Annotated in this window: 9 protein-coding genes; 4 read left to right on the top strand and 5 right to left on the bottom strand. The window is 37.2% G+C overall.

Features of this window, described 5'->3' with window-relative positions; translation table 11 throughout:
- The first annotated feature begins 475 nt into the window (after positions 1–475).
- Both argB and C7H19_RS24205 read left to right on the top strand, forming a co-directional pair.
- Positions 476–1,378, top strand: coding sequence for an acetylglutamate kinase (gene argB, locus C7H19_RS24210; protein ID WP_106459475.1), 903 nt, complete (start codon positions 476–478; stop codon positions 1,376–1,378).
- 193 nt (positions 1,379–1,571) lie between these two features.
- Positions 1,572–1,790 (top strand): DUF4327 family protein, encoded by a 219-nt coding sequence (locus C7H19_RS24205; RefSeq protein ID WP_106459474.1) that lies wholly within the window; start codon positions 1,572–1,574, stop codon positions 1,788–1,790.
- A gap of 48 nt (positions 1,791–1,838) precedes the next feature.
- Here the strand turns inward: C7H19_RS24205 and C7H19_RS24200 are convergent, their stop codons facing one another.
- Positions 1,839–3,824, bottom strand: a complete 1,986-nt coding sequence (locus tag C7H19_RS24200; RefSeq protein ID WP_106459473.1) for a serine/threonine phosphatase — start codon at positions 3,822–3,824, stop codon at positions 1,839–1,841.
- A gap of 328 nt (positions 3,825–4,152) precedes the next feature.
- On the opposite strand from C7H19_RS24200, the gene C7H19_RS24195 reads away from it, so the two are divergent.
- Positions 4,153–4,731 (top strand): VOC family protein, encoded by a 579-nt coding sequence (locus tag C7H19_RS24195; RefSeq protein WP_181280735.1) that lies wholly within the window; start codon positions 4,153–4,155, stop codon positions 4,729–4,731.
- A gap of 4 nt (positions 4,732–4,735) precedes the next feature.
- Here C7H19_RS24195 and C7H19_RS24190 read toward each other — a convergent pair whose 3' ends face one another.
- Entirely contained in the window at positions 4,736–6,349 is a 1,614-nt protein-coding gene (locus tag C7H19_RS24190; protein ID WP_106459472.1) for a serine/threonine-protein kinase, read from the bottom strand.
- 685 nt (positions 6,350–7,034) lie between these two features.
- On the opposite strand from C7H19_RS24190, the gene C7H19_RS24185 reads away from it, so the two are divergent.
- Positions 7,035–8,024 (top strand): phosphotransferase, encoded by a 990-nt coding sequence (locus C7H19_RS24185; protein ID WP_106459476.1) that lies wholly within the window; start codon positions 7,035–7,037, stop codon positions 8,022–8,024.
- Between the two features lie 21 nt (positions 8,025–8,045).
- Here C7H19_RS24185 and C7H19_RS24180 read toward each other — a convergent pair whose 3' ends face one another.
- The 3 genes from C7H19_RS24180 to nadC all read right to left on the bottom strand — a co-directional run bounded on the left by C7H19_RS24180 (position 8,046) and on the right by nadC (position 10,038).
- Complete coding sequence (locus tag C7H19_RS24180; protein WP_245927764.1) at positions 8,046–8,585, bottom strand: TolB family protein; 540 nt, start codon at positions 8,583–8,585, stop codon at positions 8,046–8,048.
- 22 nt (positions 8,586–8,607) lie between these two features.
- On the bottom strand, positions 8,608–8,895 hold the full coding sequence (gene pedR / locus C7H19_RS24175) for a photosynthetic electron transport-dependent transcriptional regulator PedR (protein ID WP_106459470.1): 288 nt from the start codon (positions 8,893–8,895) through the stop codon (positions 8,608–8,610).
- Positions 8,896–9,189: 294 nt separating this feature from the next.
- On the bottom strand, positions 9,190–10,038 hold the full coding sequence (gene nadC, locus C7H19_RS24170; protein WP_106459469.1) for a carboxylating nicotinate-nucleotide diphosphorylase: 849 nt from the start codon (positions 10,036–10,038) through the stop codon (positions 9,190–9,192).
- Positions 10,039–10,490 lie beyond the last annotated feature (452 nt).

Raw genomic sequence — 10,490 nt, 5'->3', positions numbered from 1 at the left:
ACGTCGGGACACTGCGGAACTTGGCTACTCGATAGCCAAAACGCTTGGGGAGAGGAGTCCTCTACTTTGGCTGGAGCAATCCTGTCTGGGCAAGGCACCTCATTGAACCAAGAATCCTCCGTCATAGCGCAAGCTTGACGGCGGGAGTGTCAATTTTCTTCACTTCACACAACCTTACCTTAATTGGATCGTAACTTAAATGGTTTAACGCAAAAAATCTTAATGAAATACGTTGAGCAAGTCTACAAACGAACCCCGCTAAATTTCTAAAAAAGAACAAAATATTATTTTGAACTTCATCATCCTCCGCAGTACCACAAAAAAAGCAAAATGTCAAGAAAATAATTTAACGAATAACTCCAAAATAAGCAATCTTGAGAGATTGTACCCGCGATCAGTTCAAAATGAACAGTTTTTCTAAAACCCTATTCAGTTAAACTAATAACTTAATAATTTTTGTAGAAGACCAAACCCAATGATTAACGAAGAAAAAGCAAATATTAATATAGATTCAGATGCAGAGCGTGTCCGTATCCTGAGTGAAGCTTTACCCTATATCCAACAATTCGCAGGTCGTACGGTTGTCGTTAAATATGGCGGCGCAGCGATGAAAGATAGTAATCTTAAAGATACTGTCATCAGAGATATTGTATTTTTAGCCTGTGTGGGGGTTCGTCCCATTGTTGTTCATGGAGGTGGGCCAGAAATTAATAGTTGGTTGAATAAACTAGGGATCGAAGCACAATTCAAAAACGGTCTGCGCGTGACGGATGCTGCAACGATGGATGTTGTAGAAATGGTTTTAGTCGGACGAGTCAATAAAGAATTAGTCGCTCTTATTAACCATGCGGGCGGTCAAGCTGTCGGATTGTGTGGCAAAGATGCTAACTTAATTACAGCAAGAAATCTAGGGGCTGAAGATATCGGTTTTGTTGGCGAGGTGGCTACAGTAGATGCACGTTTAATCAACTCTTTGGTGAATAGTGGCTATATTCCAGTGATTTCTAGTGTAGCGGCTGATGAAACAGGACAAGCTTATAATATTAATGCTGATACTGTCGCGGGTGAAATTGCTGCCGCCTTGAGTGCAGAAAAATTAATACTTTTGACAGATACATCTGGGATATTAGAAAACTATAAAGACCCGTCCACTTTGTATAATAAGTTAGACATTCAACAAGCTAGAGAATTAATTAGTCGAGGAATTGTCTCCGGTGGAATGATTCCAAAAGTTGGATGTTGTGTGCGATCGCTCGCTCAAGGTGTTAAAGCAGCGCATATTATTGATGGTCGTTTACCCCATTCTCTATTACTGGAAATATTTACAGATAAAGGGATTGGTTCAATGATTGTCGCCTCAGAATTTACTCGGCAATAGTAGTAATTACCGTACTTTTTGCCAAAAGGCCTTGCTAAAACCTTTGAAGTTGATGTACATATAATAAACAATGCTTCTTTTGTATTTTTTAAGTTCGCCAACATGGGTTAACCTAAAGACCATTCAAAAGCAAGCATCAACAAAAAGAAGTTAAGTTTTAGTAAAACTAATTAAGCATCAGCAAATTGAGGCTATGACCAAACAAGTCGCTCACCCTATGGTGAAGTTTCAGCGAAAAGCCGCCTCACTCGTTGGATCTAAGGTAATCAAATCTTCTGATAATATTTGGAAGCTTGCCTTACTCTACGGAGATGAATGGCCTTACTGGAAACAAGAATTATTAGATTTTGGGTTTACGATGAATGATCAAGTTAATGACATTTTAGTTGTTGAAGCATGGGATGAGGACTAATCGGATTTCAATGCAAAGATATTATCTTTTGTCTTAATATTTTGATGGCTACCAGATAGATTGTTCTACATTGGGTTGAACTTTGACTCTAATCAAAATAGCAGTAATATTATCATGTCCATTTTTCTGATTGGCTAAAGCAATTAACTTATATAATCCTTCCTCTAAATTAAATTGAGAACTAATTAAAGGAGATAAATGAGATTGCCAGTGAGTTTCAATGAATTGATGATCGGACAAACCATCAGAACACAATAAAAATAAATTATCTTCGACAATATCGAAAAACTGGATATCGGGTTTAAGATAGTAGTCGTCATGAGGTCCTAAAGCTTGAGTTAGCTGATAAGCATCCGAACGCGCATAAGCTATCTTTGGCTCAACACCCTCTTGAATCGCCCGTTGTCCCACCTCATGATCGACGCTTAACTGTTCTAGTCCCCATTTTCGAGAAATGCGATAAATACGACTATCGCCAACATGAGCGATCGCCATTCGAGTATTTTGGATTAAAGCCATGACTAGAGTCGTTCCCATACGACCACTTCCCTGACTAGCTTTCTCTTGATTAACTTTATAAATCGCCTGATTAGCACAAAAAACACCTTTTGTCAAGGTTTCTTGATCGGGTAATTCTTGGCCCCAACAATCGGCAAAATATCGCTGTAGGGTAAGAACAGCCATCGCACTCGCCACCTCTCCGGCGGCATGGCCTCCCATCCCATCACAAACAATATATAAGCCACGTGCTTGCGTTCTTTGCCCTCTATTACTTTGCTGTTTTTTAACCTGACTATCTATCCCAAAACAATCTTCATTGTGACGGCGTTGTCGTCCATTATCGGTATATCCCGCATCAGTCAAACTCAACATTTGCATTGGAATCACTGCGGTTGAACATTCATCGCTATGATCAATTAATGAATGCTCTTGGGGACTGGTGGTTAAATAATCAGTTCCTTGATTTAAAGAGGCTATTTCTTCATTAATCGCTTTTTCTGGAATAAATTTAGGAGAACTAAAATCCTCTTCTTCTAAATCATCTGCTATGTAAGATAATGAATGGATTTGTTGTTCATCGGCGATTTCTTGCAGTTGCAGCCGTAGATCGGTAATAGTAGTAATTTCTCCTTCAAGCACTTTTTCTAAAACCGTTGTTAAAAATGGAGAAGGTGCCTCCAACGATCGATTAATTAAATTTTGCCAACATTGAGCTAAATCTTTGAGTGTTAGCTCACTATCAGCAGGATCATGATACAGTCTTTCTAAACCAAATGTTTGATCTTCATCAACGCGTAAATTAGATTCAACCAGCAGACTTTGAGCATAACCAACTTCTGTTAAAGATTTCCAGAGTTTAGCCATTTCATCAAACCAGTACACAATCTGTAAAATGGGTAATGATTGATGTGACCATAAATCTAATAACAATTGCCATTCGGAGCGATCGGGTAAAATTAAAACCTCTTTAAAGTCTTCTTGCCATGCGTCTTGAATTTCTGGTACAGCCGGCGAAAAATCATACAATTTCACGTAAGGAAATGCTAAATCGGGTAGCCAAGAAAGATTATTGTGTTCTTCCTCTAGCTCGGTATGTTGTTCTAAAAGAATTTTTAAAACAGATTTTTGTAACGGTTGACAGTCAACGATTTTACGTTGAATATATCGATGGGTTGTTGAGTCGATGACAATGGTTTGATCATTAATTGGCATTAAACGATATCTTCGAGAAGAATCTAAATAGTCTTCTGTTGTAGTGGCGGCAATTACTTTATTGATTAAATCTGAGGATAAATCAACCTCTTGTTGTAATGTTTGAATTTCCATTTTGTAATTGATCAAGTGTAAGGGTTCAGCAATAATAGCCGTCCAAACACTACCTGTAAAAGTCAAACATTCTGGACAATTTTCGGCATCAAACGGAACTTCTGAACCGCATTCATGACAGATTTTATGAGTTAAAGATGTAGCACATCTTTGACAAGATTGATTATTATTAGGATTATCGTACTGGCATTGGGGACAGACAAGCATAAGCCACTTCACTTCGGGGTAGATCTACGAGTTAACCATGAATAGCCCAAATTTGGACTCTCACAAAATAGAATCAACCTTAGAAAAAGGTTGCTCTTGTCTTAGTATTCCCTGAAAAGCCATCATAATATCCCCTCATCTTCAAGTAAATAACTGAAATTTGGCAACGAATGGGACAAATTATCTATTTCTATAGTTTCATATCGAACAAAAACAATGATCTAATATGTTGAAGTAGCAACTAGCCGTTAATGTGTGGCAAAATAGATGAACTTAGCCGTTATTTTTTTTTGTAACACTAATGACTCTAGTTGACGTTATTAGTATGATGATGCCAGACTTACTTGTTAATTTCTTTTTCTTTGGTTCGTTTTTGCCAGTCGATAGCCTATTGTCTACTCAAGGCATTATGGTGATGCTGTTAGGTGCTTATGCGATCGCTATGTGGATGTTTTTGACGAGCGCACCGAAAGTACATACGATTATGGTGTCGGATCTCACAGCAGCTAAAGACTTTTATGAAGGATTACTCGATTTACCTGTTGCTGAGGTTCCGCTTCATTATTACTATAATTATGAGCAAAGTTTAGGAACACCAGGGGTTGACCCAATTTATTTATCTAATTATGCCTCACCCAAACTTAAGCCAAGAACTGAGTTTAATAGTACAGATGGCTTATGGTATCAATTGAAAAAAAATACTCAAATTCATATTGTTACGGGTGCAAATTTCGGACATAACAATCGTCATCGTCATGTTTGCTTTGATCATGCTTGTCTTGAAACAATTTTATTACGAGTGCAAGCTAGACGATTAAAATATAAAATTCGTCGTAATAAACCCCTAAATTTTTTAGTCAAAGATTTTGAAGAACGGGTCATCGAATTAGCCGAAGCAAATGATTAGATAATTACCAAAACCCTCGTTTACCTGTGGGCATTACCGTTAACCAATTGGTTTTAGCTAAGGCTAATTGCTCTGGTGTAACTTGTGCATCACAAAGATTTGTACCACAAAGATTTGCACCTTTTAAGTTAGCATATTTTAAATGCGCTCCCGTAAGATCCGCTCCTCTAAGATCGGCTCGTTCTAAATTAGCATAACTTAAATACGCTTGACTCAAATTTGTGTTTTTTAAAATAGCTTGACTTAAATTTGTTCGTCCGAAATCTGCATGAGATAAATCTGCATCTTGAAAATTCGCTCCCGTTAATTTAGATTGATAAAAATTGATCCCAGGAAGTCTGGCTTTAGGCAGATTCAGCCCATTTAATTCTTCTTGAGCAAAATCTCTAATGCCTTTTTCATATCCCTCAATAATTCCTCTAGCATCAAGTTTTCCCTTTTTTTTCATTAGGGTTATGTCGGTCATTCGCTCCTTATTGGGCTTGACTTTAGAATTGTTCTGAACCATTTGATAAGCCATTCCTCCATTAGGAGTAGGGCTATTTATTGGATATAAAGGGCTTGAATTGATGCCACGAGGTGGAGAGGTTTTATCTCTTGTGTTAGGAGAAAAAGCGGTTGAAATTTGCGAATTTAAATTACTAGAAAAGGTTTCATCAGAGCGTTTGTCCTGTGGGGTGGGCATGGTAATCATGCTTTGTTGCAAACTATCTGAATAGGCTGTCATGTCTAAAGCATGTAGCACTTCCGAAGCTGATTTATAACGATGGCGAACTGATACTTCGAGCATCGTTTTTAAAACTTTAGCAAATGGAGAACTCACACTGACCCAGTTTTCCCACAATAACTCGCCCGTATTTTGATCGACTTCTAAATCTTTTGGTGATCTCGCTGTCAAGAGATAAATACAAGTGATCCCAAGGGCGTAAATATCGCTTGCGTACACTGGCCGCATTGCCATTTGTTCTGGGGGCGCAAAGCCTTGTGTTCCTACGGCAAAGGCTGTAAATGCAGTCTGTGCCGATGTTTTAGAGGCTACGATTGAGTTAACTTGGTTTTTAACGGCTCCAAAGTCGATTATGACTAATTTGCGATCGGTTTGACGGCGAATCAAGTTTGCTGGTTTAATGTCTCGGTGAATAACTTTTTGTTCATGAATATAGTTAATAATTGGTAATAATTCGCTCAAAAATTGTTTAACCCCTGCTTCACTAAAGGGACCACGTTTTTTAACCTCTTGATGCAAATTATGTCCTTTGATATATTCTTGAACTAGATAGAACTGTTGTTGATCTTCAAAGTAATCTAATAATCGAGGGACTTGCGGATGATTGCCAACTCTGCCCAAGGTTTCTGCTTCTCGCTCAAATAATTCTTTCGCCATCCGAAAAACATTGGGATCGTCTGTTGATGGTCGTAGCTGTTTAACGACACATAAGGGTTTCCCTGGTAAGGATAAATCTTGGGTGGCAAAAGTAGCCCCAAATCCTCCTTTACCAAGTATGCCAAGAATTTGATAGCGATCGCGCAGTAGAAGTGACGAGCCACACGCTTGACACGTTACAGCCTGATCAGGATTTTTCGGATTAGGACACGAGGGGTTGACGCAATAACTCATGTAGTGTTACCAATACACATTGTCCAAACTGTTTGTTGATTAAAACGGGATTCATAGACGCTTAGATGCTAGATAACAGTGATTGTCTTTCCAGACTTCTCTTTATAAACGACCATAACTGATTAATGGCACTTTAGAGGTGATTTATGTCACTACGAGGCAAATTGCTCCCATCAAGTCTTGCTAGTCTTAAAGTTCCCCAAAAATGACAAAAAATAACAATCTAGCCGAATAAACTAAATATGATACATTTTATTATTAAATTAGTAGACTGGACTTAACGTCTATTCATTAAATTAAAACTGTCTTAGGCTAATGTTTTAGATTCGTTAGTTATTTAATTATTTTAATCCATTTTCTTAAAAAAATTTAATATTACAAGTTACGACAAATCTTGGTGATTGTAGCTAAAGATACTGAGAAGAACCTCAATTTATCATAGTTAATTAAGATGGGGACTATTATGACGGTTTAAAGTTCCTGAAAATACAATAATTTATGAGCAGAACACTATAACCCATTAAGAACTCTTGTTACTATCTTTCATTGTTACAAAAGGAGGGGCAGCATCTTGACTAGGTTTTTAAAAGACACCAATTTAAAAAACACAAAGATTTCATCTTGGCAATTGACAGAAGAATCATTAACAAAAGAATCTCAAATAAGTACGCAGCCATCTTCTGAGATGATTTTATCCAATCTTCCTGTAATATATTCAACGATCGCACCTGTTGGCATTAGTTCCCTCATTTTTACTCACTACGATATCGATATTCCTAAAGACTGTCAACTATGGCATCGTGGTTTAAGTGATGTTTATCTACTAGAAACGCTTTCAACCGTTTACATCGTTAGGGTTTCTCATCATCATTGGCGCACTAAAAGTGAAATTGATTTTGAATTAGAATTGCTAGAATATCTTAAACAAGCTAAAATTCCTGTCGCTGCACCCCAAAGAACAAGAGATAATAATCTAGTTGTTGAAATTAAAGCCCCAGAAGGAATGAGATATGTTTCTTTATTTCCTTATGCAGCAGGAGCAGTAGCTCTTGGGGATCTAAACTCTCATCAAAGTCGTTTACTCGGCTCTACTGTGGCTCAATTACATCAAGTCTCTCGGAATTTTAAGCCTTTAGCCTATCGTCAACCTCTTGATCTAAAATATTTACTGGAAGATTCTCTACAAATTATCGCGCCTTTTTTGCTTCATCGACAGCAAGATTTACAATTTCTACTCGGTGCGATCGCTGATATCCAAGAACAACTTCAATCTTTACCAAAAACATCTCCCTATTGGGGTATTTGTTGGGGTGATCCTCACAGTGGTAATGTTCACTTTACTCATAATCACCAAATTACTCTTTTTGATTTTGATCAATGTGGTTATGGTTGGCGTGCTTTTGATGTGGGTAAATTTTTACAAGTTTCTCTACAAACGGGTTTATGTCGCACCGTTAGAGATGCTTTTCTTTCTGGTTACGAAGCGATCGAACCTTTAACCGATCAAGAATTTCATTTACTACAAGCTTTGACTCAAACAGCTTATATCTGGTCTTGGTCAATTCATTTGAGTAATACTCAATTATATGACTATAGTCGGCTGGATCATTCTTATTTAACGCACCGACTCGCAATTCTCAAACGCTTAAGGGCTAAAGATTGGCAGTTATTTTAAGTTTTGAACGAGTTAAGTCATTTATTTTTGTTCTTTTTTAGGTAATGCTAAAGGCTGTCCTTGAGGCAAAGATAGAGGAATATTAGCTCCTCGATCATACACTTCAATATTCCATTGACCAAAACGATTACTTTCAAACGCAACAAAACGACCATTACCACTAATAGTAGGATGTCTCTTCTCTCCTAAAATATTTTTAGTGATGTTTTCAGTTTGAAAAGTTTGGCGATCGTAAATAAAAATATCGGGTTTTCCAGTTAGTTCAGAAACATAAACGATATAACGACCATCAGCACTGATAGCGGGTTGATCTTGTAAAACTCCAGATTGATTTAATCCAGGTAAGGGTAATAAACGGCGTTGCTGAAAATCGTAAAGATAAATCGTTCGTTGTGATTGACGATCAGACGCAAAAACTAAATAATGACCATCATAAGAAAAGTTAGCATATTGTTCTGTTGTTGCTGTATTAAGGCCACCGACCAAATCTTGAACAGGTGGCGTGATAAAATTAGCTTCACTACAACTCGACAATCCCATCAAACTTAAGATAACCCTCATCAAGCGTCTGATTGTACACAATTTAATGAAGAGACTCATCGAATGGCTGTTGTGGATTTACTGGCAGTGTACAGCAGTTAACATTATCAATACAGACTTTACCGCATTGTAAAGCCCATCTGACCAATTCCACTCGATTATCGGTATTGGTTTTCGTGAGAATATTGCTAATGTGATTATCTACTGTTCTCTTGCTGATTTCTAGTCGTTCGGCAATATCATGATTTGTTAAGCCATAAGCAACCAAGTCTAAAATTTCTAACTCGCGCTCCGATAAAGAAGCTGCATTACTATACTTACTATTGACCATAAGTATTTGTCCTCTAGTAATTCTACTTATTCGTTTCTTCTATTGTAGTATTCTAGAAGAATAGTCAAGTCTTAAAATCCGCTAAAATTTTGAAGATTATTTTTGCTCCGTTTTTCAACGGGTGGCATTTTAAAGAGATTATTGCTGTTGACAACAACCCTTTTAGCTTTTTTTCTTTAAAATATAATAACAATTGGATATATAATATAATTTTCAAACTATCTTTCAGAAAATTTATTAGTTTGCAATTTGCTTGATTGCTTGGTTAAAATTAGTTTTATTAAAACACTGAACTTAAATCATTCTCATACTCAAATCTAGCCAAGTAGAACGAGTGATGGGCGCACTGCTTGATATATAGTCTACGCCTGTTTGTCCTACAGTTTTTATAGTGTTTAGTGTTATATTTCCTGAAGCTTCAATTTTTACTTTACTATTTTGTTTTCGGATAAATTGTACTGCTATTTTCATTTCTTCTATTGGCATATTATCCAGCATAATAATATCAGCATTCCATTTAAGAGCCTCTTGAATTTCTTTTAGGCAAGTTGTTTCTACTTCTATTGTCAAAGGATAAGGAATAGTTTTTCGGATACGGGTAATCGCTTCGCCAATTCCTCCTGCTGCTTGTATATGATTATCTTTAATCATAACTGCATCGTCTAAACCCATACGGTGATTGACTGCACCACCAATTTGAGTAGCATATTTTTCAAGTAGTCTTAATCCTGGGGTGGTTTTACGAGTATCCACCAATTGTGTCGGTAAATCTGCAATGATTTCTATATACTGACGGGTTGCGGTGGCTATTCCACTTAAACGCATCGCCATGTTTAAAGCTACTCGTTCTCCTGTTAACAGAGCATTCATTGAACCTTCAATCTCCGCAATGATTGTTTTAGGTTGGCATTTTTCACCTTCTGTGACAGTGGGAATGAAGTTAACCTCATTGTCTAATAACTGGAAAACTCTTGCAGCTATGGGTAATCCCGCTATGACTCCCGTTTCTTTGGTTATCCATTGTGCTTTTCCTTGTTCTACGGGTTGAGGAAAAATACCTTGTGTTGTGCGATCGCCTCTACCAATATCCTCTAATAACCAACTTTTTAGCAAGGGATCTAAAACAATCCAAGAAGGCAGCATCGTAAGTCTTGACCATAAACAATTATTTCTATGATGACAGATTAAGTTCTACTCCCAAAGCTTTACTGTTCCACTCAAAAAAAAGTTGCCTAGAGAAGGAAAAAAATATTTAATGCTTATAAAGCTTGCTGTATCTAGATTTAAGCCGATGAGCCAAAAATATTTTTTGAGAAATTTTAGGAAATTTGGGGAAATTTGGGGGGGTTAAATCGCCGAAAGTCTTATCCCAAAAGGAATCGAGAGACTGAAAAAAACTTTTGTTTTGGGTATTGACATTCCTTGAGGAATTGCTTATATTGGTAAATGCGCGGTAAAGAGAGCGGTTCAAGCGAAACGCCAAAAGCTAACGCCAAAAACAAACCAGCTAAAATCTCAGAACGCGACCTGAACCTTGACAAATCAAGAGTTTGAAAGCCAGATAACAAATAAAACCCTTGTTAAGAAAATAATAA

Origin of the sequence: Aphanothece hegewaldii CCALA 016 (assembly GCF_003007785.1) — a bacterium.
In the GTDB taxonomy this organism is placed as follows: domain Bacteria; phylum Cyanobacteriota; class Cyanobacteriia; order Cyanobacteriales; family Microcystaceae; genus Chroococcus; species Chroococcus hegewaldii.
The sequence above is the reverse complement of the archived record's forward strand: the minus strand, read 5'-3'. Positions and strand labels throughout refer to the sequence as shown.